Annotated in this window: 22 protein-coding genes; 12 read left to right on the top strand and 10 right to left on the bottom strand. The window is 61.9% G+C overall.

The window, feature by feature from the left end; all coding sequences use genetic code 11:
- Positions 1–54: 54 nt before the first annotated feature.
- The 3 genes from NFJ07_RS02250 (at position 55) to NFJ07_RS02240 (ending at position 3862) form a co-directional block, all read left to right on the top strand.
- Positions 55–1038 carry a LacI family DNA-binding transcriptional regulator gene (locus NFJ07_RS02250; RefSeq protein WP_269992189.1) on the top strand — a complete coding sequence of 328 codons (984 nt, stop codon included), beginning with the start codon at positions 55–57 and terminating at the stop codon, positions 1036–1038.
- 483 nt (positions 1039–1521) lie between these two features.
- Complete coding sequence (locus NFJ07_RS02245; protein ID WP_269992187.1) at positions 1522–2289, top strand: SDR family NAD(P)-dependent oxidoreductase; 768 nt, start codon at positions 1522–1524, stop codon at positions 2287–2289.
- A gap of 589 nt (positions 2290–2878) precedes the next feature.
- Complete coding sequence (locus NFJ07_RS02240; protein ID WP_269992186.1) at positions 2879–3862, top strand: alpha/beta hydrolase; 984 nt, start codon at positions 2879–2881, stop codon at positions 3860–3862.
- 199 nt (positions 3863–4061) lie between these two features.
- Here NFJ07_RS02240 and NFJ07_RS02235 read toward each other — a convergent pair whose 3' ends face one another.
- From NFJ07_RS02235 to NFJ07_RS02215, 5 genes are read right to left on the bottom strand one after another with little or no spacing between them, the layout of a single operon-like run.
- A complete protein-coding gene (locus NFJ07_RS02235; protein ID WP_269992185.1) occupies positions 4062–4715 on the bottom strand; it encodes a TetR/AcrR family transcriptional regulator in 654 nt (217 codons plus the stop codon).
- Between the two features lie 56 nt (positions 4716–4771).
- Entirely contained in the window at positions 4772–5935 is a 1164-nt protein-coding gene (locus tag NFJ07_RS02230) for an acetyl-CoA C-acyltransferase (RefSeq protein ID WP_269992183.1), read from the bottom strand.
- Between the two features lie 23 nt (positions 5936–5958).
- Positions 5959–6738, bottom strand: coding sequence for an SDR family oxidoreductase (locus NFJ07_RS02225; RefSeq protein ID WP_269992180.1), 780 nt, complete (start codon positions 6736–6738; stop codon positions 5959–5961).
- On the bottom strand, positions 6735–7535 hold the full coding sequence (locus NFJ07_RS02220; RefSeq protein ID WP_269992179.1) for an enoyl-CoA hydratase/isomerase family protein: 801 nt from the start codon (positions 7533–7535) through the stop codon (positions 6735–6737). The genes NFJ07_RS02225 and NFJ07_RS02220 overlap by 4 nt, the downstream gene beginning before the upstream one ends.
- Positions 7532–9172 (bottom strand): AMP-binding protein, encoded by a 1641-nt coding sequence (locus NFJ07_RS02215; RefSeq protein ID WP_269992178.1) that lies wholly within the window; start codon positions 9170–9172, stop codon positions 7532–7534. Before NFJ07_RS02215 ends, NFJ07_RS02220 begins: the two co-directional genes overlap by 4 nt.
- A gap of 204 nt (positions 9173–9376) precedes the next feature.
- On the opposite strand from NFJ07_RS02215, the gene NFJ07_RS02210 reads away from it, so the two are divergent.
- From NFJ07_RS02210 to NFJ07_RS02200, 3 genes are all read left to right on the top strand, one after another.
- Positions 9377–10543: a LacI family DNA-binding transcriptional regulator gene (locus NFJ07_RS02210; RefSeq protein WP_269992176.1), complete on the top strand. Its 1167-nt coding sequence runs from the start codon at positions 9377–9379 to the stop codon at positions 10541–10543.
- A 353-nt stretch (positions 10544–10896) separates the two neighbouring features.
- A complete protein-coding gene (locus NFJ07_RS02205; RefSeq protein WP_269992174.1) occupies positions 10897–11052 on the top strand; it encodes a hypothetical protein in 156 nt (51 codons plus the stop codon).
- 90 nt (positions 11053–11142) lie between these two features.
- Positions 11143–12159, top strand: a complete 1017-nt coding sequence (locus NFJ07_RS02200) for a zinc-dependent alcohol dehydrogenase (protein ID WP_269992173.1) — start codon at positions 11143–11145, stop codon at positions 12157–12159.
- Between the two features lie 1309 nt (positions 12160–13468).
- On the opposite strand, the gene NFJ07_RS02195 is transcribed toward NFJ07_RS02200, so the two are convergent.
- Entirely contained in the window at positions 13469–14560 is a 1092-nt protein-coding gene (locus tag NFJ07_RS02195; protein ID WP_269992172.1) for a phosphotriesterase family protein, read from the bottom strand.
- 210 nt (positions 14561–14770) lie between these two features.
- Here NFJ07_RS02195 and NFJ07_RS02190 point away from each other — a divergent pair, with 210 nt between their 5' ends.
- The 5 genes from NFJ07_RS02190 (at position 14771) to NFJ07_RS02170 (ending at position 20585) form a co-directional block, all read left to right on the top strand.
- Positions 14771–16132 carry an MFS transporter gene (locus NFJ07_RS02190; protein WP_269992171.1) on the top strand — a complete coding sequence of 454 codons (1362 nt, stop codon included), beginning with the start codon at positions 14771–14773 and terminating at the stop codon, positions 16130–16132.
- Positions 16133–16366: 234 nt separating this feature from the next.
- On the top strand, positions 16367–17773 hold the full coding sequence (locus NFJ07_RS02185; protein ID WP_442865269.1) for a hypothetical protein: 1407 nt from the start codon (positions 16367–16369) through the stop codon (positions 17771–17773).
- A gap of 49 nt (positions 17774–17822) precedes the next feature.
- The gene (locus NFJ07_RS02180; protein ID WP_269992168.1) at positions 17823–18581 is read left to right on the top strand and encodes a sugar phosphate isomerase/epimerase family protein; all 759 of its coding nucleotides are present in this window, start codon (positions 17823–17825) and stop codon (positions 18579–18581) included.
- Complete coding sequence (locus tag NFJ07_RS02175) at positions 18578–19576, top strand: hydroxyacid dehydrogenase (protein WP_269992167.1); 999 nt, start codon at positions 18578–18580, stop codon at positions 19574–19576. The genes NFJ07_RS02180 and NFJ07_RS02175 overlap by 4 nt, the downstream gene beginning before the upstream one ends.
- A gap of 427 nt (positions 19577–20003) precedes the next feature.
- Positions 20004–20585 carry a TetR/AcrR family transcriptional regulator gene (locus NFJ07_RS02170; protein ID WP_269992165.1) on the top strand — a complete coding sequence of 194 codons (582 nt, stop codon included), beginning with the start codon at positions 20004–20006 and terminating at the stop codon, positions 20583–20585.
- 356 nt (positions 20586–20941) lie between these two features.
- On the opposite strand, the gene NFJ07_RS02165 is transcribed toward NFJ07_RS02170, so the two are convergent.
- Positions 20942–22030 (bottom strand): IS110 family transposase, encoded by a 1089-nt coding sequence (locus NFJ07_RS02165; protein WP_269992163.1) that lies wholly within the window; start codon positions 22028–22030, stop codon positions 20942–20944.
- Positions 22031–22962: 932 nt separating this feature from the next.
- On the opposite strand from NFJ07_RS02165, the gene NFJ07_RS02160 reads away from it, so the two are divergent.
- A complete protein-coding gene (locus NFJ07_RS02160; RefSeq protein ID WP_442865279.1) occupies positions 22963–24237 on the top strand; it encodes an IS30 family transposase in 1275 nt (424 codons plus the stop codon).
- A gap of 156 nt (positions 24238–24393) precedes the next feature.
- Here NFJ07_RS02160 and NFJ07_RS02155 read toward each other — a convergent pair whose 3' ends face one another.
- The 3 genes from NFJ07_RS02155 to NFJ07_RS02145 form a co-directional block, all read right to left on the bottom strand.
- A complete protein-coding gene (locus NFJ07_RS02155; RefSeq protein ID WP_269992161.1) occupies positions 24394–24966 on the bottom strand; it encodes a recombinase family protein in 573 nt (190 codons plus the stop codon).
- Between the two features lie 337 nt (positions 24967–25303).
- Complete coding sequence (locus NFJ07_RS02150) at positions 25304–25879, bottom strand: helix-turn-helix domain-containing protein (RefSeq protein WP_269992159.1); 576 nt, start codon at positions 25877–25879, stop codon at positions 25304–25306.
- A gap of 330 nt (positions 25880–26209) precedes the next feature.
- On the bottom strand, positions 26210–26437 hold the full coding sequence (locus NFJ07_RS02145; protein WP_269992158.1) for a hypothetical protein: 228 nt from the start codon (positions 26435–26437) through the stop codon (positions 26210–26212).
- Positions 26438–26487: the final 50 nt, after the last annotated feature.

Raw genomic sequence — 26487 nt, 5'->3', positions numbered from 1 at the left:
GTGTCGCCACAGCCATGCCTAGAGGCTTGGAGCATGAGGAGGGAGAAATCAAGAATGCGCGTCACCAGCTCCGATGTAGCTCGTGCGAGCGGGGTCTCACGCACGACAGTGAGCTTCGTACTCAACAACACCCCCTCCCATACCATCCCCACCGCCACTCGCGAGCGCGTGCTGCACGCTGCGCGGGAGTTGGGCTATGTGCCGAGCACCGCTGGCCTTGCCTTGGCAAAAGGGCGCACGGATATCGCCTTGCTCAATCTCGGCTCCGTTCCTCTGAGTGAATACCAGGCGGGATTATTTGCCGCTGCATTCTCGAATCGCCTCGCCGAGGCTGGTGCAACGGTGGTGGTGCATGGGTCCGGCGGAAGCGACAAAGCTGCCCTATTGCGCCTCGTCCGCGCGACGCAACCTTTCGCCGTTGTCTCTTTTGCGGAAGACCTCAACGACGTTGAGAAACAGATGCGCAACTCTGGAGTTCAGTTGATCGAAGGCATCGACTTCAACACCGGTCGCAGCGAAATTTTCTGGATGAAAGAAGCCGCGGAACTGCAGTTGCGTCACCTGCACGAGCGAGGTCATCGGCACGTTTCATTCGTCCACACTGAGCGACCTGAGCTTCGGGAGATGAGCGAACAGAAGGCTGCCATCGCCGAGCAATGTGCGGGCACTATGGGCATCGAATTCACCTCGCCGCTGGCTGTCGGCGTCGATCGTGAATCGACGAGCCAGACGATCAAACAGTGGCGCGAACAAAATCCACAGGCCTCAGCGATCATTTGCTTCAACGACGACGTCGCACTCGCGATGCTTGGCTCACTGCGGGACAACGGCATCCAAGTACCGTCGGAAATTGCTGTAATCGGCACCGATGACATTCCGCTTGCTCAGTATGCGATCCCCGGAGTCACGACACTTAGGGTTGATACCGCTCTTGGAGCAACGCGTGTTGCCACAAGCCTGCTTCGAGCCATGGGGCAGAAGATTCCGTTGCAAGAGTTCTCGCACGTCTTCACCTTGGTCGTGCGTGGCACCACCTGACTCGGTGACCCCTATGGCGCCTTCCGCGCCTAAGCCGAATCAGGGCATGTTCGAATGCGACACTGAAGCCTTCGTTGCACCTTGACCCGCACCGCCGAATATTCTCCCAGACGGTGGGCGAAATGCACGTAACGTCGTCAATTGGCCCATTCGCCTGCGCGATGGACATGCGAATGTCGCCGTGCTGGTCGGCCGCGGTTGTGCACCCGCCCCAAGCGAGAACCCAACCGACGACCGCTGCACGAGAGAGAAAATGACGGGGAACCTGGATCCCTCGTGAAGAGCCATAAACCGTGGGCTGATCTTCCAAACTTCTTCTCCAGATCTTGGGGTTCATGGCCTGAATTTTACGGAAGTTCCGCCTGGGCATGGTCCAGCGGCAGCGGCCTACGACCTTGAATTGTGTTACCGTACACACTTGTACGTTTATTCAAGCAGTGGTGCGGCGAGGACGCTCCGGGCCACCAAGACAGGGAGATTCCAATGGAGGGACTTGAAGGCAAGGTCATCGTGTTCGCTGGGGCAGGAGGGATTGCGACCGCCGCAGCGGCGTTGCTGGGGACTGGCGGAGCATCTGTCGTCGTCGGCGATGTCTCGCTCGAATCGGCTACCCGCACTGTCCAAGCCGCGACGGGCGCCGGGTCAAGCGGCCTCGCGACAAGCCTGGACATCTCGAACGAGGCCCAGGTCAAGGATCTAATTGACCTGGCGATAGGCGTGTATGGACGCATCGATGGTTTGTTCAATGTCGCCGCGAATATTCATCCGGACGAGGTCGCGAAGGATACGACAATCGTAGACATCGATCTCGCCACGTGGCAGCGAACCATTGACGTCAATCTAACCGGATATCTGCTGACCATGCGCCACGCCATCCCGCACATCGTTGCGGCGGGCGGCGGATCTGTGGTGAACACCGTCTCGGAGGCCGCTTATGCGGGCATGGACGACAAGATCGCCTACTCCGCGACAAAGGCCGGTGTTACAGCATTGACCCGGCATGCCGCCAGGAAATACGGAAAGTCCGGCATCCGGGCCAACGCCATCTCCCCCGGCATGATTCTCACGGAACAGACCAGGGCCAACCTTCCGGAGCATTTTCAGGAGGCCATTCTGAAAACGACTCCTGCCCCGCGCCACGGCAAGCCGGAGGATATCGGCGCAACCGTCGCCTTTCTCATGTCCGACCTCTCCGAGTGGATCACCGGGCAGGTGCTCTCCGTCAATGGCGGCACGATGATGCGCGCGTAGAACGTACGCGTCAACTACACCGCGAAGTAAGATCGATGTAGGCAGTAGCCGTCACCGGCCGATACTAGCTCAGCATCCTTGACGCCAAGGATCCCGTCGCGGGAAGTGCTGACATCGTTGTTCCAATCAAGGCGTGCGGCCTGCGCGAGTCCGACCCGCACAGCTGGCAGCAAGGACACATCCTGCAAGGGCAGTCGAATCGCGGCAGGGCCACGAGCCAGCCGGCAAAGTCGTCAACGTTGGTTTCGATGTCAAGAGGATCGCCGTAGGCGACCACGAGGTAAGCAACCCGATGACTGTTGCCGACGCAATCATCGGCGGGGGCGGACCGCAGGATGCACTGAGTGGGTCGTCATCACCTTCAGCCGAGGCCTTGAACCGGGCAGCACCCCATGGCAGCGGCCCGGTTCGTCGCACACCCATTTCCGCCGATAGTCCCTCTCCGCCACTGACTAAAGTACGGATTCCCACGGACTCATCGGTTCGGCACTCTCACCTTCACAGTTCTTTCGAGGGTGCTAACATTTTGATTAGTACGCTTAGATGTACTTGCGTACTCAATTACGTTTCAACAGTACTGGAGACACTGATGAGCAGTGACAGCCCCCAACCACCCATCCCTTCAACGATCAGCCAACAGGCGCAGGCCATCCTCGCGATGCCGGCGCAGGAGCAGCCAGAATGGCCGCAGGACAAAGAAGCCCTGGCTGCAATGTTCGACATGATTAATGCATCTATTCCACCCGAATCCGCCGGCCCGATGGTTTCATCACTTTACGGCGCAGCAGATACAGGGGTCCCCTGTGAGAGCGAACTGGTCAAGGTCAACGACGTCTCCGTATATGTCTGCACCCCCGAGGGCGTCTCAACCGACGACCCACGTGTCTTCATGACAATTCATGGCGCATGGACCTACGGTGCCGGACACCTGTCCCGTCTCGGAGGAGAGATGGTGGCGGGCGGTCTCGGAGTCCGTACCTGGTCCGTTGACTACCGGATGCCTCCTCGGCATCCCTTTCCGGCACCCCTCGATGACTGCGTCGCCGTGTACCGCAAGGTTCTCGAAGACCATCGGCCCGAGGACATCATCATCGGGGGGATGTCCGGCGGCGCGAACCTGACTACCGCGACTATCCTCCGCGCCCGGGAGGAGGGACTCCCGCTGCCAGCGGGCGCGGTCATTCATTCGCCCCCGATCGACCTCACCATGTCTGGAGATTCGTACAACATTAACGCGGCAGGAGACACCACATATACGAGCGACGGGTTGGAGAAGGTCTTCCGCCTATACCTCAACGGCCATGACCGCACGGACCCCTACGTTTCGCCACTCTTCGGCGACTTTACTCGCGGTTTTCCGCCGAGCCTGCTTACAGCAGGAACTCGCGACTTCCTGCTCTCGGACACCGTGCGGCTGCACCGCAAGCTACGCGCAGCCGGTGTCCCGGCCGAACTGCACGTTTGGGAAGCGGCCCCCCATTTCCTGTTCATGGGCACTGCACCTGAGGACCTTGAGCGGGTCCATGAAACTCGACGTTGGGTGGAAGAACGCTTCGCGGCGAAACATGCGTAGGCTTTTCCCCACGCATCAACATGGGCTCGGGGCCTAGTCACATCATGAAGCGCGGTGGTCAGCGTACCAGCGGGTCACTGACCACCGTCGCATGCTCAAACACCGTTCGGGACCCAGGTGCGCACGCGATGGACGCCCGCTGGGTTCTCGGTGTGTTCAGCATGGCGGAATGGCAGACGGTTGCGTGCAAGTGAGTTCTTTAGGATGCAACGGATGGGCGCACCGAGAGGCCATTGACGATCAGTTCACCGAGCTCGGAGAATGCCTCACCCGCCGTCAGCCCCGTTGCCTCCAGGAGTTCTCCGGATTGCACTCCGTCGATGAGCATGGCAACGGCCAACGCAGCCAAGGCCGCGTCTGCTTTCCGGAAGGAGCCTGCGAGTACGCCCTCTTCGATGAGCTGGCGCACGCGCCGCGCAGCTGCACTGGAATTAAGCCTGTAGATCTCTGCCGTCGGCTGGTAGCCCACCATATCCATATAGAACGCCACGGAATTGCGACGCATGGCTGTGCCGACACCGTCGAGGTACTTGGTCACTTTCCTTGCCGGATCGGTTTCCTTCGCCAGCTCCGCCTCGATGGTTGCCGTAGCACGTGCGAAGAAGTGACGGGTCACCGCCTGGATGATCTGCTCCCTTGAACTGGCGATGGAGTAGATCGTTGACTTTGAACAGTGCAGCCTGCGGCAACATTCCTCGATCGTCAAGGTGCTGAAGCCCTCGGCGAGGAAGAAGTCCTCCAGCCGGTCCAGGAGCTCTGTGCGCCGGGCGTCAGCGGCGGCGGATCGACCCTGCGGCTGGCGCCTCACGTCGACTGCCGCAGAGTCGAGGTATTCATCCGACCAGTTTCTCATATAGCCTTCCCCGACCAGGACTCCGGTCGCCGGGCGGCGTGCCCCTATCCGGGCGCCTAGGAAGAATGTGGCGCCCCGAGGATGAGCGCGTCACCTTGGCCACCGCCACCGCACAATGCCGCGGCACCGAACCCGGACCCGCGACGGCGCATCTCCATGGCGAGGTGAAGAACAAGCCTCGCTCCGGAGGCACCGAGCGGATGCCCGATGGCAAGAGCTCCCCCGTTGACGTTGACGCGGTCAAGGCCGACTCCCAGATCCGCCGCGGCCGTGAGCGGCACCGAGGCGAACGCCTCATTGATCTCGAGGATGTCGAGGTCATCCGTCGAGAGTGATGTTGTGCGCAGTGCCGCGCGAATTGCGTCGGACGGTTGGCGTGGCAGGCTCGAATCAGGTCCCGCCACCATCCCATGGGCGTGGATTTCCGCAATCCACTCCAGGCCGAGCTGCTGTGCCATCGTCTTGCTGGCGAGCACGAGCGCGCAGGCGCCATCCGTCATCGGCGATGACGTTCCCGCCGTGATCACGCCGTCGGCCGCGAATGCCGGCCTCAGCCGGGCCAGCGATTCACTGGTTGCGTCTGCCCGGATCGACTCGTCGCGCGCCAGGGGAATATCGGCGTCGGACAGCACCTCGTCGTCCATCGCACCTGACTCCCACGCAGCGGCCGCCCGTAGGTGGCTCTCGACGGCGAACTCCTCCATGGCTTTTCTGCTGAGTCCATCGGACTGCGCCGATGCATCGGCAAGAACGCCCATCGACTCCCCTGTCCATTCATCGGTGAGTCCGTCGTGTTGCAGGTGGTCGCTCACGTCGATGGCACCGAACTTCGATGCCTTTCGGGGAAACAGACGAGGGGCGAGGGACATGGATTCCTGGCCGCCTGCTACGACGAGTCCGGCGGCACCGCTGCCGATCAGCGCAGACGCGAGAATGATCGATTGGATGCCGGACAAACAGACCTTGTTCACACTCAATGCCGGTACGTTCATGGGGATGCCGGCCCGCACGGCTGCAATCCTCGCGGGCATTTGGCCGGCACCTGCGCTAAGCACCTGACCCATGACGACATAGTCAATCAAGCTGGGATCGAGCCCGCTGCGGGCCAGCGCGGAACGGATCGCTCTGGAGCCGAGGTCCGTGCTGCTGAGGCCCGAGGCCGAGCCGAGAAATGAACCGAAGACGGTGCGGGCTCCCCCGAGGATGACTGTTGTTGCCATACCGTTCCTCTTTTCGGCGCCGATCATCGGATCGAAGATCCGATCGAGATCCCGCCATCGATGTCAAGTACTGTGCCGGTGATATAGCCTGCCGCCTCGGATGCGAGGAAGGCTGCACCCTCCGCGACGTCAGAGGGCCGGCCTGTGTGTCTCATGGGGATCTTCTTTGTGAGCAGCTCGCGCGCCCTGGCGTCCATTGAGGCGAGCATCGGAGTCTCGATGAGCCCCGGCGCGATCGCATTGACGGTGATACCGTCGCGCGCGCCTTCCAGGGCGAGTGCACGGGTCAGACCCACGATGCCGGCCTTGGCTGCCACGTAGTTCGCTTGCCCGAAGTTTCCTCGCCAGGACATCGACGCGAACGAGATGATTCGCCCGTACCCGTTTCGCCTCATTCCCGGAAATACGGCCCTCGCGCAGGTGAAAGCCCCCGTCAGGCTCACATCAAGCACGGCGTGCCAGTCCTCATCGGTAATATTCTCAACGCGGTTGTCCCTGATGATCCCGGCGTTGTTGACCAGAACATCAATCCGGCCATTGCGCCCGGTGACGGCGTCCACCCATTCCCGCACTTGCGCAGAGTCAGTCACGTCGACCACATCCCCGCTGACTGCCACACCATAGTCCGAACCCAGCGAGTCAACACAGGCGGACAGGGAATCCCCATTGACGTCGATAAGTGCGAGTGAAGCACCTTCTGCGGCGAAACGCTCGGCCATGGCTCGGCCGAGTCCTTGGGCGCCTCCGGTAATCGCGACGGTTCGACCGGCGAAACGTGCCAGGTCTTCATCCAGAATGCTCAAACCAAACTCTCCTTCGTTTGTGATGCACGCATCTGCGAGCGGCTTTCCAGGAATTTCCGCAAAGTGGTTGGCACGTCGCTTTCTTCCCAGTTCTCTCCGAACTCATGCAGCTCGCGTTCAAGTCCCTCGGCCGTCCCCAGGCCAGCGATGTCGACGAGAAGCCTTTTCAGCCGCCGCTGGGCGGGGCCACTTTTGGCCGCGAGCTTCGCGGCAACCTTGGCCGCCTCGAGCTCGAGGTTCCCGCGTTCGACGACGGCATGAATCCATCCGGACGCCGCCAGGTGCTCGGCAGTAGCGGGTTCGCCGGTAAGGTGCAGCCAGCGGGCAGCGCCGCGGCCAATCGCCCGCTCCAACCGCACGCTCGATCCTCCGGCAGGAATCAGCATATTGTTCAGGTGTCCGTCACCAATGAGCGTGCCGTGGGCCGCCAGCACAACGTCGCAGACCAGTGCGAGCTCGAGACCACCGGCGATCGCGTGCCCGTGAAGGGCCGCGATCCATGGCTTCGAGCTCCTCTCGATCGCGGTGAAGCACTCGGAGAGCGCCGTCAAGAAGCCCACTGGGCCGCGCTGACCGCCCTCCCTCAGGAAGTGTCGAAAGTCGCCACCGGCGCAGAAGGAGGTTCCCTCCCCCACGAGCACGACGACGTCCGTCGCAGGGTCCTGCTCGATGTCCTCGAGCTGGGAGCGAAGGGCGTTGATGAGTTCATCGTTCAGGGCATTGCGTTGCCCTGGCCGGTTTAGACGCAGCCAACGCACCGAACCCTTTTGCTCGGCGATCAGGACAGATGAATTCATGGCTTCTCCTTTGCAGCGAACTCGGCTTTTCGTTGCTCCCGCAGGACGAACCGCTGAACCTTGCCACTGGGCGTCTTGGGCAGGGATTCGACAAAATGCACGGCTCGCGGATAGGCATGGGCGCTGTATCCATTCTTGATCGCCCCCTGAATCTCGGAGGCGAGGGCGTCAGATCCAAACTCGCCTGGGCGGAGCACAATGAATGCCTCGACGACTTCGCCGCGGATTTCATCCGGGGCTGCGACGACAGCACACTCGGCGACTTGCGGAAGCTGGCTGATGACCGACTCGATCTCAAACGGTCCGATGCGGTAGCCCGCCATGATGATGACATCATCGTCGCGGGAGGAGAAGCGGAAGTCACCGTTTGCTTCGTGCTTTCCGAGATCGCCGAGAAGGTAGTACCTGCCATCGCCGGCGAACCGGGAGGCCGCCTGCGTAGGATCCTGATACCCCCTGAATGTCATCATGAGCGACTCAGCGCTGTCGATCGCGATCCGGCCCACGGTTCCATCCGGCACGATGTTATCGTCATCGCCGAGAACGACGGCGGTCCACCCGGGCAACGGCTGCCCCATCGATCCTTCACTGATTTCGCGGGCAAGATCCGGATGGTGGTGATTGGCGAAGATCATTCCAACTTCGGTTTGGCCGTAGTGGTCGTGCACGGCGAGCCCGAATTTGGCCAGGGTCCAGTGGTTGATGTCGGGCGTCAGAGGCTCACCTGCGCTGGAGAGCCGCTTGAGCTGAAACCCGGATTCCGGGGTGTCCTCCGCGTTCTTCAGTGCACGGTAGACGGTGGGGGCGGCGGAGAAATTCGTCACGCCCAGGTCGCGGATAACGGCCCATGTCGACTCTGCCCGGAATCCTCCCGACTGCAGAATGTTTCCGCTTGCAGAGGCCAAGGGCGCGATGATGCCAGCGTAGAGGCCATAGGCCCATCCCGGATCGGCAGCACACCAATAGCGATCATCGGGGGTCACACCGAGCGCGAATTCAAGGTAGCCGACCCAGCCAGCGACGTGGCGCAGTGGATGGATGACCCCTTTCGGATTGCCTGTCGTCCCCGAAGTGAACATATGCACGATCGGAGCGTCTCCGCCCTGGACGTAACGAGGCGCGTCGTGCCCGTTGACATGCTGAATGAGATCGGCAAAGCGGAGCCCCGACTCATGCTCCGACGCGCCTACCGTGACAGTGGTCCATGAAGCATCCGGCACCAACTCGGCGCTCGCGGCGATCTTGGGAAGTTGTTCGAGATTCGTCACGACAACTTTCACATCGGCGTGTTCAAGTCGGTAGGAAATCGCCTTCGGTGCGAAGGCAGTGAACAAAGGCACGTACACCGCTCCGAGGCGCCACGCTGCCAACATCGTTGTGACGATCTCCACGCCCTTCCCGAGCAACGAAGCCACCCTGTCGCCCGGCCCGACACCGAGCGCGCGGAACGATGCCGCCAGCGCGATCGAATCCTGCCGGAGCTGGCCATACGTAAGGTCACGGAAACCGTCGTCGGTCCCAATGGTGAACGCCACGGCGTCAGGAGGATGCCTGTCGCAGAACAACCAGGCCGCGCTCGCCCGGGGCGAGCCGAATTCTTCGAGCAGTCGCGCGACCCGCTGGTCAACTGAAGTCATGTCAATCACCTTTGATCAAGTAGTTGGAGTCCGAGTCACCCGGACGGCATCTTACGAAAACGATAAGCAGGGTCAGTACGTATCTAAGTTCTAGCGTACTCTTAGTGGTATTCACAACTCCCAGCAAACCGATTACGGGAATCGATAGACCCTTGGTGGGACCGAATGGTCAGAATTTTCGGATGACATGAGGAAAGGAGCGAAGTGCCGGAGGAAATTCCAGTTGTCGCCCCGGCTGCCAATGGTGGTCGAAGGCCAAGGCCGACGATCAACGACATAGCTCGACTCGCCGAGGTTAATCCATCGACCGTTTCACGGGCACTCAACCGCCCCGGACGGGTCAACGCGAGGACGGAAGAACGGATTCGCAAGGTAGCGGCTGACCTGAACTACACACTGAACCCGATGGCCCGCGCATTGCCAACAGGTCGCTCAAACACACTGGGACTGATCCTCTCGGATATCACCAACCCAGCCTATTTCGGGCTCGTCCGCGGAGCCCAGCGTGTCGCTATGGCAGAGGGATTCACGCTTGTGCTCGCGGAGTCGCAAGAGTCTCCGCAGCGCGAGCTGGAGAAGGCCCAGCGAATCCTCCGCTCCGTCGATGGCCTTGTTCTTGTAGGCACGCGGCTCTCTGATGAGGAAATTCAGGCTCTGCGCGCGTCGAAACCCCTCGTTCTGATCAACCGGGAGGTATCAGGCGTTCCAGCCGTGGTTCCCGATATCGCGCCTGGAATCCGTGACGCGCTTGCACATCTCGCGGAGATCGGACACCGCTCCTTGGCTTTCGTCTCCGGTCCCAGCCATTCTTGGATTAGCCGCAGGCGTTGGGACCACATCATGGGCGAGGCGTTAAGCCTCGGGATGTCGATCGTAGAGATCGGCCCGAAGGCCCCGAGTGTTGATGGCGGACGGGACTGCATCACACGCGTCTTGGCTTCCGGAGTCACGACGGTCATCACTTACAACGACCTCATGGCGATTGGGCTGCTCAATGCCTGCCGGGAGCACGACGTCGACGTTCCCGGCCGTCTCAGCATCATCGGGTTCGACGACATCTTTGGATCTGACTTCACATCCCCGCCGATCACCACGATCCGCACGCCGTTTGGCCGCGCCGGCGATGTGGCAATGCGTCGGCTGGTTGCCGCTGTCACCGCGAAGGCATCGTCCGAACAGCCCAATCTCTCCACCGAGTTCGTATTGCGCGGCTCGACGGCACGACCCGGGCAACGAAGGGCCTTCATCCCCTTCCAACCACCCACCACGGCTACCGGCGACACCCGCACTGCGCCATTTCCAGCATCAACGCCGAGCAGCACACCTGTCGTCGAGGACGACGGCGGCGATACCAGGTGGACGGTGGCATGAGCTACTTCTTCGGCGTTGATGAGCCGACCGACTATCGAGCCCGACTGCATCCGCATCAGCCTTATGGTCCTCCGCATGGTGGATCAATCTGTCCAACACGGCGTATCGGCAGTCCCAGAGGTCACCGCGTTGACCCACCAAGACCGCTGCCCCACCGGTGACGATGGCAAAGGTTTTCGAACTCATTCATGGCGCACATCCCTCTCAGAGCCGGGGGTCGACGTGCATCCTCGGGCCCCTGTCCCGCGCCTTGAGCGCCATGGCGGCAAATTCAGGCGAATGAGGCGAGCGCCCCATCAGGTGCAGCTCCGCTCCGAACGAGCAAGCGAACCAGGCCCGCTTGGGACTTCGTCATGAAGATCGGCTTGTACGAGTCCTTCATCTGGCAGGGAAAGAATGAGCCGGAGGCGGTCGGCTGGACGCTCGAGGCTTCCGCCAATCCGGAATCTAATGTCGCAGGGGCCCGTCTTGTTCTCAAGGTCACCTTCTTTCGGCAGGCCGTTGAATAAGTGTGCACTCGTGTACACTTAACTCCGAACAGCGACGAAATCGGTGACCATCCGATTCGCAGACTACGACGTAATTCCGCGGAGGATGCCTTGAAGGTAGCGACAATCACAGGACCCGGACAGCTGGAGATCATCGAGGCGGCGATCCCCGAAATCGGCCCGGCAGACGTGTTAGTCCGCATGAAGGCATGCGGCATCTGCGGAGCGGACCCGCATGCGCTCGCGGAGGGGGGTATCCCCGCGGGGCGACCCTCAACTCCGATCGGGCACGAACCGGCCGCCGAGGTCGTAGAGGTGGGCGTCGACGTGACATCTATCGCCGTCGGCGACCGCATCGTCTTCGATCCGACCAAGGTCGCGGACTCCATCACAGGAGGAGGCGGTCCCCAGGGCGCGCTCAGCGAGTACGTCGCCGTGAGGGGTGCGGTCGCGGGAGAGAACGTCTACGTGTTCCCCGAGCACGTGCCGTGGCACGTCGCCGCACTCTGCGAGCCGATCGCCGTGGCACGCCGCTGCGTGGATCGCACCCAGCCGAAGCCGGAACATCGAGTCGTCGTCTTTGGAGCCGGCCCAGTCGGCCTCGGCGCACTGCTGGCTTTCAAGAGTCACGGCGTAGCGCATGTTACCGTAGCCGACGTTCAGGCGAATCGCCTCGACAAGGCACTTCGACTTGGCGCGGACGCGGTGATCAATTCGGCGGAGGAGGACGTCCGTACCCGCCTCGTGGAGCTCCACGGCTCGGCGACCGACGCATTTGGGCGCCAGGGACTCCCAGGGACCGACATCTATTTGGACGCTGCAGGCGTGCCTGCAGTGCTCGAGACCGTTCTCGCGGGTCCGAAACTGGGGGCAGTGCTAGGCATCGTGGCGATCCATCGACAGCCAGTTCCGGTCGACTTCCAGATGCTCATTCCATCGGAACTGACCATCGTCCACTCGATGGGTCACCCGAGCGAGATGGCACTCGTCATGAAAGACATCGCAGAGAACACAGATAAGTATGCCGCGATCGTCAGCGATGTCTTCCCATACTCGCAACTGGGTGAGGCCATCGACTTGGCGGGCCGCCCCGGCGCGACCGACAAGGTCGTCGTCGAATTCGACTGACGAGCCTCTGAGCATCTCGCGGCCGCGCCCTTCTTCGAAGTAGGCGTGCTGAAGCACCCGGGCCACTCGCTCGAACGCGCCATCGCGACCTGCTGCGTCGCTGCCGTCCAGGGCGCCTTGGGCCATCGCGAAGGCGAGCATGATGTCGGAGAGGTCGATGCTGCGACGGACTATTCCCGCGCGCAGCCCGGTCCCGGGGAGCGGAGCTCGCGTCGACCCGATCCGACAGCGACTTCAACCAGCTGAGATCGGCGCGGAGCAGCATTCGGGCCGGTGCCCTCTCGCCCTCGAGCATCTGCAGCATGGCCTGAAAAAACGACGCCTGCGACGAGGCTCGGCATCGCGGACGGCGAAAAGGCAAAGGACCCCAACGCGCTCGCGCTCATCGAGTCGGCCGGATCGACGGGCTGTTCAATGCCGCCGCCGACATCAACCCACGCGAGGTCGTGCTCGACACCGATATTGTGAACATCGACCTCGAATCGCGGCAACGAAGCCCGTATCACGGCACCGACACCGCACGTCGCTCGGAAGTACAGCAAACAAGAGGTGTGGGCGAGCGCCGCATCCCTCGGAATGATCCCCACCCAACAGACCGAAGCAAACTCCCCCAGATTCAGCGAACAGACCCTCGCGGCGACTCCCACCGGGATGATGTGGACCAGCGGACATCGGCGCTACCGCTACGTTTCTCCTGTCGGATCTGTCGGGCTGGATTACCGGACAAGTCATCTCCGTGAACGGCGGAACGGCCATGACCCTTATTCCGCAGATGCGAACACAGCCGCCGGTTCGAACGCGGAAGGGGCGGCGCACGAATGCCCGCCCCTTGGATGGATCTTCTTGGCCCGCGCTCTCCGCGAGTCCCGTCCGCAGACGAAAGGAGTTCTGTACACGTCCAACACCGCGCCCACACGTTCGGACCGAAGGGGTACGGAGCTTCAGCGTCACTCACGAGTGGCTTGGCGACCATCGCTGCGCACCGCCGGTCTGAGAGGACGCGTTCGATCTCGCTCTGGACTTCGGAAACGACGCCTCCAGTGGCGCCCAGGGCCAGCGCCGTGGTCGTCAAGTTGTTACGGGAACCCCCTGGGCCATGAAGTCCGACCACCCTTCCGAATCACTTTCGGGTCCATCATCGTCTGGGGCGCGAGTGCCCCGTACTTCGCGAGGCGGCCTGCGCCTCAGAGCTGATGGTGGAGGGGGAACGGGACGTCCTATTCCCCCACGTGGGTGCTCGTCGGCACCGTGCCCCCGAAGGGGGATTGCATGCTCATGCCGCGCCTTCCCAGTCCGTAAAGTGCCCCTATCAGTGGGCAAGCATCCGCGACGGGTTGTCGATGACGAGCTTACGATAGACCTCGTCGTCGAACCCGAGTTGTTTGAGGATGGGCGGCACGAACTGACCGAACCTCGTGAACCCGTAGAAGCCGTACGACTTGCCGTGAGACTTCGTGCCGTTGTCGTGCCCCAAGACGATTTGAGAGCCGTAGCCCGCGCGCAACAAGTCGACGAGTCCCTTCACTCGGTCGTGGTCGCTGGGAAGGATCGACACGGTCGACGACCACGAGTCAAAGCCGATATTGACCCCATGGTCGAGGACCTTCCGTTGCAGATCAGTCGAGACGTTCAAGGCGACTGACATGTCTGCGACGTAAGAGTCCATCGCGCCCCACGGTCGCAAGAAGGAATCCATGTGGATCATGACAAGCCGATCGGCAGACATCCCTGTCGACAGCGCGATCTCTACGCCGGCAAGAACCTGAGCGTTCGACATGGGGAACGCCGTGTGAATATGCAAGCTCAGACCGGTCTCGGCACTCACCCGACCCAGTGCACGGACTGTCCTGACCTCGATCTCCTGCAGGTCAGCGGTGGGATCCGTGACTGAGAGTGCGCACTTGAGAAAACCAGGGCGGATCCCCGTCTCCCCTACGCCCTCCTTGACCTCCTTGGTGAAGAAGGCCACCTGCTCATCTTCACTGAGGTCTTGGAAGGCTTGAGGACGCGCGTCGGCAACATAGAGTCCCGTTGCGAAGACCACGTGCACGTCCGCCTTCTCGGAGGCCGCTAGCAGATCGCGCACATCTCCGCGGAGCCCGATCGGCGATGCATCACACACAGCATTCCCACCGATCTGCTTGAAGTAGCCCAGCTCAGCAGCCGTGTACTCGACATCTCCTAGGGTCACGCACTCTTGCGAAGCCGCGTACCCGCCGTCGCGGAGGAATGCCATGTTGTCCGGCCGCAAAGCGAGCATCTCTGCGGGAATCTGGGCAGCACCGTATCTAGCCATGAGTGCCGCCATCAAGGAGAAATCGGCGTTGAGATGCTCATGCATCGTCGTGTAGCCCAGTTGCTCAGGCGCAATGTCTCCGCGGACCGTCGTAATGCTGCTCATTTGTCTACCTCTCTGTGGACGAGTACCGAATTCCGATTAATCGTACATCAATGTACGGAATCGATTCGGGCAGTTCACCCCCCCTGGAAAACGCTTGCCTTTAAGTTACCACTGTGGTTCACTTTTTTGACGGTATTTGGTGTGAGGTGACACACGGTCCGGTGCGGCACCGCTGCCGCACCTCCGCTTAGACGAAGGAGTCGAACAAAAATGCAGGACAAAATGACACTGAGGCCCGGGAACGATGACAGTGGGGTCGGACTCAAGATGCAGCCGGTTACGGCCGGCACCGCTGCCGGTCCGGAGGACGAGGCGATGCCTGTTGGCCACCCGCAACTCATGCCCCTAAGTTGGCGGCACATCCTATTCATCGTGTTGGCCAATTTCGGGGTGTCGATGGCGTACATCGTCCCGCTCACGTATTCGCTCGCGTTGCGGATAGATCAGCTGGCGCCAGGCCATGAGGAAGTGCTGGGCTACGCGACTGGGATCGCATCCGGCATTATCGTCTTGACGGCTCCGTTGTTTGGAGTGTGGAGTGACCGAACGCGTTCTCGGTTGGGTCGACGCCGTCCCTTCATGATTGGTGGGGCGATCGTGGGCTTTGCCGCTCTGCTTGTCATCGCGGTCGCACCGAACGTCGTCGTGGTCTGCGCCGCGTGGGTCTTCGCGAACTTGGGATGGGGTAGCGCCATCTCGGCAATCCAAAACGTTCAAGCTGACCGTCTCCCCGATAGCCAGCGCGGCAAAGTCAGCGGCCTGGTGGGTCTGGCGAGCCAGATCGCCCCCGTTCTCGGGGTCAGCATCGCCTACGCAATGGGCCGCAACATCCTGCTGATTTTCGTTGTTCCCGGTCTCATCGGCATCGCGTTCCTCCTGTTCTTCCTGATCTCCGGCGGGGAGAAAGATTCGCGCCATTTGGAGACCCGCACCGAACCCATCACCGGGCGGATGCTTTTCGGCAAGTACTTCTTCAACGCACGTGCTTATCCTGATTTCGCCTGGAATCTCCTCGGTCGCTTCGTTTTCTTTCTGGGCCTCTACGCGAACACGACGTTCTCGACTTTCTTCTATGCCCAGCGACTCAATCTTCCCGTGGGGGAAGTCGCCGGGACGGTGGCGATAGTCGGTATCCTCGGCATCATTGCGGCCTCACTTGGCGCCATTGGCGCAGGATTTTTCTCAGACAAGCTGCGCCGCCGCAAGCTCTTCACCATGTTCGGTGCCGTTTTGTTCGCAGTGGGCGCGGTTGTTGAGGCATTCGCGCATTCGTTCCCGTCCCTTGTCGCCGGCGCGCTCCTCATGAACCTGGCAATCGCGGTCTTCAACGCCGTCGATCAGGCGATCGTCCTGACCGTGTTGCCGAATCGCACTGAGACGGGCCGATACATGGCGATTGTCACATTCGCCCAGAAGATCCCGAGCGCGATAGCGCCCCTAGTAGCCACGCTCATCATCACAATCGGCTCCGTCGGAGGCGAAAAGAACTACACCATCCTCTATCTCATGGGCGGCGTCCTCGCTTTAATTGGCGGCCTCATCGTTCTCACCAAAGTGAAGTCGGTCCGCTAAGTGGAAGCACGAGAACGGACTATGCATGACCTTTCATGGCCACCACAAGCCCCTGAGCTCGCCACGATCATCAGCGCCTGGGCCTGTGCTCCCTCCTCACATCCAACCATCGGTGACTGGCGCCGATCAGGATGGCATCGGGGCGTGGGTGCCCCGGGTACGACATCGCAGAGTGTGTTTGACGGCTCGCACCACGGCATCAGACCCGACGACAAGAAAGACCAGGCGGAGGCCATGCAGGCCGCCCTTGACGAACTGGGCGCTTCCGGCGGGGGCGTACTCCAACTGGCGGAAGGGCGCTACATGCTCAGCCGACCCGTATTCATTTGTCACTCCAACGTCGTCCTTCGCGGTGCCGGTAAGCATAGGACGACTCTCGAGTTCCCACATCCGCTCGAAGATGTCCTCGGCCGTGCGCTCGGTCCCGACGGGATCTCGAGCGGATGGTCTTGGAACGGCGGCCAGGTGTTCGTGATCGCCCGGGAGCGACTCGAACAGTCCCAGCGGTCCGACTGGGCAACCACGGACGGCCACACAGAGGGGTGGCTGGCCGGCGAGCTACTCGCCAATGTCGGTCCGGCACCACGGGGAGCACAGGTGATCAGCGTTGAGGACACCTCGAAACTCGTGGCGGGCGATATGGTGCTACTCGACGTCGAGATCGGGCAGGACTACGCGACCCTGCGCCATATGGCCGGCGACGTCGCCGGGGCCCGAACTTATGACTGGGAAGGGCGGGCATCAATGATCGCCGGTCCCGAACGCTTCAGCGACTTCAGAACCTGGAGCTGGCCAGTCAAGGTCGTAGAGGTCCTTTCACCCCGGACGATCCGGCTCGAACAGCCACTCAAGACAGACATCGGAGATGGCACACCTGCCCGGCTCCGAGACCTCGGGCCGACAGTGCACGACAGCGGCGTCGAAGGCCTTACTATCGAAAACGCGCTGCGGGCGCAGACGACGCACAATCTCAATCCAGGTTCGAATGGCCTCTGCTTCCAAGCCGTCTACGACTGCTGGGCGACCGACGTGCACGTTGTCAACGCTGACTGCGCATACAGTCTCACCTCAGCGAAATCCTGCACGTTATCGGGCATTTCAGCGGGGGGCCGATCACTCCACCACTTCGTCGCTTGCCGCACCCAATCCCACGACAACCTAATAGAAGACTTCGAACTCGAGGAATTCTCAACGCCCGCGGTCAGGGGCAGCTATTTCCACGGCCTCAACGTCGAGGGACTCTCGAGCGGGAACGTGTACCGCCGGGGCGTTCTGCATACTGGAACGTTCGACTCGCACCGAGCCCTGCCTTTCGAAAACCTCAGGACGGATATCACCATCACCAACAAGGACGCGGTCCCTGGAGGGGCCCTCACGGCAGGTCCATACTTCGGGGCACGGACGGTGAACTGGGGCGTGGCCGTGACCAACGGCAACAACCTCTGCATCGACGTCTCAGATGTTTCCCCGCGGTCCATCACCGCCGGCATCACAGGCCTGAGCAAGCCGGGCTCCATCCTGCCCCAGGCAGGCATGGACTTCGCGGGCGACCTTGAGTCAGAAACCCTCGCGTTCGGCGTCGACCTGGGCGAAGTTCGCGATCTCCTGGAGGTGCAACGTGCAACTGCACCCATCGCTTAGCGAATCATCCCCTGAACTCCGCCACCGACCGCGGGTCGGCCTGTGCTCGGTGACGTTCAGAAAGCACGAACCCCAAACCGTGATCGACCTCGCTGTCGAAGCCGGACTGGAATCGATCGAGTGGGGTTCAGACGTGCACGTGTCCGCCGGGAACCTCAAGCTCGCCGCCCGCGTCGGAGCACAGACACGCGCCGCCGGGCTCACCGTCGCATCCTACGGATCATATTTTCGCTTCCCCTGGTCCGACCCTCCGGGCGAACAGGTCAACGACATCATCGATACCGCTGTCGCTCTGGGAGCGCCCCGCATCCGCGTCTGGGCGGGGCCGACAGGCTCCGCACATCCAGACTCCGAGGAGCGAGCACGCACAACTCAGGCTCTGGCGGAGATGCACCGGAAAGCTTCCCGCGCCGGGCTGGAGACCGCCATCGAATTCCACCTCGGCACCCTCACTGACACTGTCGATTCCACCCTGCGCCTACTTGAGGACCTTGACACAGATGGGGCTTCCGCCTACTGGCAACCCCGCATCGGCGCGACAGATCTTGAAGCCATAGAGGACCTAAGGCGGTTGGGCGACCTGGTCTCGACGGTACATGTCTTCTCCTGGGGAGCCCAGTTCGAACGGCATCTGCTCGACACCCGCGAGGAGATGTGGCGGGAGGTCACGCGCAGTGTGGTAAGCCTGCCGCGAGTCACGGACCTGCTGCTGGAGTTTCTTCCCAACGACGACGATGCCCTGCTTGAACCTGAAACAAGACAACTGAAGGGTTGGCTCGACGAAGCAATGGAACGGATCTCCCAGTGAAACCGAAGATCGCACTCTTGGCCATTCATCCCGCGGTCGTGGAAATGGTGCTGGACCCCGCGGCGCTTAAAGACATGGAAAAGACAGTCGAGCTGCGACGCGCAACCCCCGAGCTGTGGAAGTCCGGATGGCGCCCGGATCCCGACGTCGAAGTCCTCGTGACAGGCTGGGGCACGCCAAAGCTCGACGACCAGGCCCTCAGGGGGATGCCCCGGCTCACCGGCGTCTTTCACGCGGCCGGATCTGTGCGGGACCTCGTCTCGGAGGAGGTATGGTCCCGCGGCCTAGCCGTAGTCAGCGCAGCGGACGCCAATAATGAGCGGGTCGCTGATTTCGTGGCCGCACAGATCCTGCTTGCGCTTAAGGGAACGCACAGGGCGCGGGCGTTCATGCGTGAACAGCGCCGGCTTCCGGGATTCGCGGCAGGACCAGGGTCGGACAGACAAACGATCGGTCTTGTGTCGTTCGGCTCAATCGCCCGCAAGGTTCGTGAACGGCTGCGCAGCCTCAACGCCGACGTCGTGGTCTGGGACCCTTACGTTTCGGACGAGGACCTCGCGTCCGCCGGTGTGCGCCGAACGGACAACCTCGCCGAGCTCTTTGGAGCGTGCGCTGTAGTAAGCGTGCACGCCCCGCTCATTCCCGGCGTCACCGAGAAGATGATCGGCCGCGAACTTATCGATGCCATGCCCCGCGGTGCGACTCTCCTTAACACGTCGAGGGGAGCGATTCTGGACGAGTCAGCGATAATCCAAGTCCTCCAGGAGCGCCTGGATTTATTCGCGATCCTCGATGTGACCTGGCCTGAGCCGCCGGCGGATGACTCGCCGCTCTACGATTTGCCGAACGTGCTGCTGACCGGCCATACGGCCGGGGCCGTAGGGTCGGAATGCCGAGCACTCGGGCGCCTCGTCGCGGACGAGGTCGCCCGTTTCGCCAGCGGAGCACCACTTCGGCACGCGATCTCCCGAGACGAAGCTGCCATCCGTGCGTAGGGATTCCGACCTCTGCCTTGTTACGGATATGCGCAGCCCCCTCGAGGTGGAAGGCCGTGCCCACAGGATCAGGTCGCTCGACCGGTGGGCGACTCCGTCGCCGCAGATGGCGGGGACGCAGCCCACCGCCTTCGGCGATATCGACGTCGGCAGGAGACCTTTGCGCGTCATCCGACGCCCAGCCTCACGCGGCTTGGCGAGGTAGCCCGCGACCTTGAGCCTTCAGACTTCGGTGGAGTTTACGATAACAGGACCGGCGCTCATGTTTGGACCTCTCCGAGAGGGAGAGGCCGGACATCGTCGAATATGCTAGGAGAGGAAGGCAGAGTGCAGCTAGCTCGCCATCGAAAGGAACAAACGGTCGCCCAATGGCGGATGCAGACCCAAGGGCCCGGCGAACGCGGGCGGGAGGCAGCAGATGACTAACATGTCGGCAACCAGATCTTCATCTCGCCGTGGCGCACTGCTCGACGCCGTCATTGCAAGCGTTGCAGAACATGGTTTCGAACGATCATCGCTTCGTGACATCGCGGCCAGGGCCGGCATGACGCACGTGGGTCTTCTTCGTCATTTCCCCGGCAAGGCTGAGCTGCTGATCACCGCTCTAGAGGACCAGGAAGAGCGAGAACGACTCGAACTTGAGCGGGCTATTTCAGGCGGCGCGAGCGACACGGAAGCGATGGCGCTACTGCTAGAAATTCTCACCCGAGATCGGGAGGCAACGAAGAACTGGTTAGCGCTGGCCATCGCGTCAAGTGACCCGGAACATCCCGCGCACGCATTCTTCCGGCACCGGCAAGACGGGTTTCGCAGGGTGGTTGCGGAATTCTCCAGGCGCGCGGACACCCCCAACGTGGGGATGTTTGACCCTACGACCCGGGCCACTCTCTTGATTGCAGTGGTCGACGGGCTTCGACTCCAGTGGCTCATTGACCCCACGATTGATGCGGCCGCGGCAGCCAGCCGATTCAGCGACCTGATCCTTCGGTCACGCACTTCTCAGCCTTAACGGGCAAACATTCTCCGCAGACGAGAATTGGAGCCGAGCTGTGAGGATTCGGGCCTCACAGCAGCCCGAGTCAAACTCGCCCAGACGCCCCGCGCATCCTGCGATTTTCGGCGGCATGGGACGATCCTGAGGATGGGAAGTGCTCTCCACGAGGGCATACCTTGCGAAAGCCTTTTACCCAGGAACGCAACTACGAAAGGATCGAGTGAACACATGAAACTCGAATTCTTCGAGCCGGCGGAGGCTGCCACGGTGCTCAAGTGTTCCGAGGCGTGGCTGCGCGAAGGAGCGGCCAAAGGCGAGTTCCCCCATGTCGTGTGGGGCTTGAGTTCTAGCGATCGACTCTTCTATGTCTGTCAAGCCGCTTCCTGGACCTTTTTCGCCAGAGCCGCGGCATTCAAGATCCGGAACACACGACGGGCTAGATATCGCTTGACGCAGCGTCGGATCTCTTTGCCAGTTTTGCCCTCGGCACGACGTTTCTCGACGTATTCACACGTTTCAGAGTCGTAGGTCATCCTGGTGATCGCAGCCATGTGAAGGGCGCTGTTGAGCCTTCTATCGCCTCCACGGTTCAGCCGATGCCGAACCGTGTTCCCCGACGATGCAGGGATGGGATTCACGCCCGCTAGACAGGCGAAGGCAGCTTCGCTATGGACCCGTCCCTCATGCGACCACGCCACCAAACATTTCGCCGCGGTCACCGCCTGGAAGCCCTTCTCCTCGAGCAGAGGTGCGGCCTCGCTAACCTTGACCAGCTCGTCCAACTGCTTTTCATTGGTTTTCAGCTGTCCCTCCAAGTCCAGGATGTGCTTGGCTAGGCGGACCGCCTCGGCGCGGGCGATACTCAAAGCCAGTTCTTCCTCGCGTTCACGCCACCGGGAGACCTCCTCGATCTGGACTGGGGTGAGCTTCTTGCGGGCGTCGATACCGAGGTCGTTGCTGCGTACCAAAGCGTTCAAGGCATTGATCGAACGGGTGCGGTCCTTGCTCATGGATTCGCGAGCGGTGACTAGGATCCGCAAGCCCTGGCGGATCCCTTCATTCACGCGGGGACGACGCAGTTTTTCAACTGGTAGGGGCAGCGCCGCCATGGCCATTCGGTGGGCGTCCAAGGCGTCGGTTTTACCGACGCCGCGGTTCTTCTTGGCATCCATGCGCGGGGCTTCGGCGACTGGGAATCCATGGGTTGCCACGGTGCCCGCGAGGATCGCGCCGTAGGAGGCGGCGCCTTCGATCGCCCACAGGGTATCGGCGTCGGCGTTGGTGCGGCGTGCGACCCATTTGATGGCTCGGTTGATCCCGGCCGTGGTGGTGGGAAACTGCTGGGTATCCAGCAGTGCACCGTTGGTGGTGTCGAGGATGGCGTAGACGTGGTTGCGGGCGTGAGTGTCGACACCGACGACAAATGGGTGAGAATGCGCGACGATAGACAAGGCGGTCACCGTACTTTTCCTTTGTGATGGACTTGGGTGGCGGCCGTTGCAGGCCGGTACCAGTCCGGGTAGGAATCACGTCGGAACAGCACTGTGATGGGTCACGCCCCGAGGGGTGGACAATCTTCTAATCAAGCTACCGAGGTGGGCCGGACGGGTACCGGCCACCCAGCCCCGTGGACGGACAAGTCGACCGAATGACACCCTGAGGGTCAGTTGCAACATGAGTCACTTCCACCGGTGGAACGGCCGGTACCTATCCTGCCAGCTAGTCCCAGACCAGCTACAAGCAAGTCTCACAGTTGCAACACCCCCGAATAATCGGGAGTCGCAACACCATGGAATCACCATCGAAAAATAGTCCTTCCTTAAAGAAAAAATCTCCTCTACCGGAAGAACCGGCGTCGACGGCCGGGGCGCAGGGAACCCGTTCCTACCAGTCCCACCCCCGTGCGCAAAGACAGGATTTCCTGTCCGCTGTTGAGCGGTTGGGAAGTGTTGCCGCCGCGGCCAAGGAGCTCGGCATTAACCGGAGCACCTGCCAGAAGTGGGCGAACGCTGCCGGGATCAGGCCGCTCCGCCAGTACAGCCAGGCGGACAAGGACCACTTCTATGCCGTTCTGGACAGGACGGGCACCATCACCGCGGCTGCCCAGGAGCTGGGATTGAACATCAGCACCGCGCACAACTGGGCCGGCAAGGTCAATCCTGCCAGGAGAAAACCACCGGCCACGAGAACCGGGAAGCCTGATCCGGCGCAACGCCACCCACCGGCGGTCATTGAGGAGTTCCTGGGCCTGCTGCGCGAAATCGGCAACGTCAGCGCGACAGCCCGGCAACTGGGCCTGAACCACTCCACCTGCTACAACTGGTCCAGGGCCGCCGGTCTGGTCTCCGTCAGTACGCGAGGCCCATCAGCGAAGCAGCTTCACTACCTGCGCCTGCGCCAGGAAGGAACCGGCCGGAGGGACGCCGCCCTCGCCGTCGGCGCCAGCAAACCGAGCTCCTACAACTGGGACCGGCAACAAGCTGCAAAGGACACGGCCGCGGCCCAAGGCCAGGCCGCGGATCTGCCGTATAAACAGGAAGTGAGAACTACATTCGCGCAACCTCCGGCCCCTGCAGCGGCACCAGAGCTGACGGCAGCGGCGGTGCCGAAGCTGCCAGCCTCAGTGACGGAGCCGGTACCCGCTGCGGTGGTATTGGAAGCTCTGGAGCAGCCCATCAGCGCCCGCTACCTGTCCCTGCAGGAGCGGGAGAGGATCGCGGATCTGCGGTCCCACGGGACCTCAATGCAGGCGATCGGCAGGGCGCTGGGCCGGTCCGTGGGCACCATCAGCCGGGAGATCAAACGCAACAGCCACCCGGTGCTGGGTTACCGGCCCTACGGTGCTCACCGGGCCGCCACGGCCGCCCGGGCACTGCCGAAGGACAGTAAGCTGGCAGAACCCGGGGAACTGCACGACTACGTGAAGACCAAGCTCCTCACCCGCTGGTCCCCGGAACAGATTTCGAAGCTGCTGATCAAGGAATTTCCCGATGACAAGCAGATGCGCGTGAGCACCGAAACGATCTACCAGGCCCTCTACTTTCAGGCCCGCGGCGGGCTCAAACGCGAGGTCAAAGAGGCCCTGCGCAGCGGCCGGACCCGCCGCAAGCAGCACAGGAATCCCGAGGAAGGCACCAGTCGTTTCCGGGACCCGATGATCAACATTTCCGAACGTCCCGCCGAGGTCGAAGACCGCGCCGTCCCAGGCCATTGGGAAGGGGACTTAGTGACCGGAGCCTACAACCAGTCGGCCATTGCGACGCTGGTTGAACGTACCACCCGCTACGTGATGTTGGTGCACCTGCCGGTGGACCATACAGCCGAGTCGGTCCGCGACGGGCTGATCAAGACCATGTCCACTCTGCCGGCGCACCTGCGGGGATCCCTGACTTGGGATCAGGGCGCCGAAATGGCCAAGCACAGGGCTTTCAGCATCGCCACCGACATGGACGTCTACTTCTGCGACCCCGCCAGTCCCTGGCAACGCGGATCCAACGAGAACACGAACGGTCTGCTGCGCCAATATTTCCCCAAAGGTACTGACCTGAACGCCTACGGGCCAGAGGACCTCGAGCACGTCGCCCAGGAACTCAACGCACGACCACGCAAGACACTGGACTGGGACACCCCAGCCGAGCGTCTACGTGATTTACTGATAGCCAGCTAAGCACGGGTGTTGCAACGACTCCTGGAATTCAAGATGCTGTTCAAAAATGCTTGCCGCCACCGGTCAAAACCCTGCCGCGAACGGTCAGTCGGATTTTCCGACTCCGGTCAGTTTAAAGTTGCCGCTTACACTGCTGTGACGTGCAGGGCCCACTGTTCACGGTTTGGCGAGGTGCCGGTAGATTGTTGGCCGGGTGACGCCGAATTCCTGGGCGATGTGCTCGACGGTATGTGCACGTTTCCCGTCGGGGCCTTTTTCGTCATACATTTCGCGGGCCAGTCTGACCTGTCGAGGTCCGAGTTTTGGTTTCTGCCCCCCGGTCCGGCCCCGTGCACGGGCGGCGGCGAGGCCGTCGCGGGTACGTTCGGACATCAGGGCGTGTTCGAACTCGGCGATCGAGCCGAGGATCTGGAAAAACATCCTGCCGATGGCGGTGGACGTGTCGATGCCCTGATCCAGGACAACCAGGTCAACACCACGCACCTGCAGCGTGTTGGATAAGTCGATGAGGTTTTCCAGCGACCGCCCGAGTCGGTCGAGTTTGGTGACGACGAGCTGATCACCCGCCCGGTTGGCCGAGAGCAGCGCTTTGTCGAGTTCGGGCCTGCGGGCGAGCTTTCCGGAGGCTGTGTCAATGAAGATCTGTTCGCAGCCGGCCGCTGTCAAGGCGTCGTGCTGGGCTTCGGGGTGCTGGTCATGGGTTGAAACCCGTCCGTATCCGATTCGCATTCCCAAAACGTATCAGTAACCCGGCTGGACGTTACATAGGAGGGTACACGCCAAGCATTACAAATCAGACCGCGCGCTTCCGCACTTCTTCGAACTCGAGTTTGAGTGTCTCGCGAACGATCGTTACCGGACGCCCCACAGGCTTAGCGTCGGATGTTCGACTAATTCACGAGCCACCCCTCATTGACTTACAGGGGGTGGCTCGTGAATTAGTCGAATATCCGACGTTAGCGGTCTTTCGGGATGCCGCTCAGCGTCAGCGTGTGATCCCTGAAACGGGCACCCGGCTCCAAAGCGCATAACTCCGCGACAGCCCGCCGCATGGCGGCTGCAGCGGTCAACGCGAGGCTGCCGGCACCAAAATCCATAGCACGACGGTCTCCTCGTCGGTGGTATTGACCCAGCTGTGCGGCTCACGGCCGGGAAAGGACATTGCGTCTCCAGCTGCCAGTTCGATCTGACCGTTCGCGAGAATAAAGATGAGCCGGCCCCGAGCGATGTACAGCACCTCGACCTCACAGTCCACCGCGTACAGAGCAGACTCTCCGCTGCCGTGCGGTTCGATGACTGACTGGATGACCTGCACCCGTTGTTCCGGACGGGCGGTCAGCAGTCGTTCCACGATGCCCTCACCTCCCATGGAAATGCGCGGGCCCTGGCCGGACCTCGTCAGGTGGGTCTCCGGGAGACGAAACAGGTCCCCTATGGAAACCGAGAGGATCTGGCATAGGGCCACCAATGTCGTTACGCTCGGTGAGCCCAGGTCCCGCTCAAGTCTGCTGAGGAATCCCTTCGTCAGCCCGACCGCTTCTGCCACTTCACCGATCGTCATCCGCTGTGCCTGGCGGGCCGCACGGATCCGGGAACCGATGGCCAGGGGCGTGTTGCTCGGTTCGACGGGCAGTGCCTTCATGACGTCATCCTTTCTGTGGTCAGGCAACCGGTCGGTCTCATTCGTGGGCCGCCTCGCGGGCCGAAGAACCTAATGAATGCGACGAATGATTCCTTCGGGCTTTTCCCGCACACCGTGGACGACAGGAACGGTCCCGAGCGCCTGCACAGATCGCCAGGTCACCAGCTGCTCGCCGCACCCCGGAACCGGCGACCGTGCACAGCCTGGGGGAAAGGCCGTGTTGGTAGTTTGAGTCCGTCTTGGGTAGATCGTGGAGGCGAGGGTCACGGGAAAGCGAGGAACTGGTGAGGGCATGGAGAGGGTCCCCGGCCGGAGCCGAAGGTGGAGATCCTAGCTGGGGGCGAATTCGTCGTGCTCTTGGGTCCAGCCGTACGCGACGTCCGGGCTCACGGCGACCGTGAACGTTGTGGGGCTGTGGCGGGTGACCTTGACCCCGTGGCGGCCTTGCTGCAAGGCGTGGCTTTGGGCGGAATCCACCGCGTGGTTGAGTTTCTGCTCGATGCTCTGGGGTGTGAAGGCCCTGATGTGGGTCATGTGCCCGTTGTCGGCTGACGTCATGGTCGACATTCCTCGCTGGGGGTGTTGGGCCCCGGGTCAATGACGTTTTC

The organism is Arthrobacter sp. B2a2-09, assembly GCF_027587375.1.
Lineage (GTDB): Bacteria > Actinomycetota > Actinomycetes > Actinomycetales > Micrococcaceae > Arthrobacter.
Note: the sequence above shows the minus strand (reverse complement) of the source record. Positions and strands in the feature narration are given on the sequence as shown.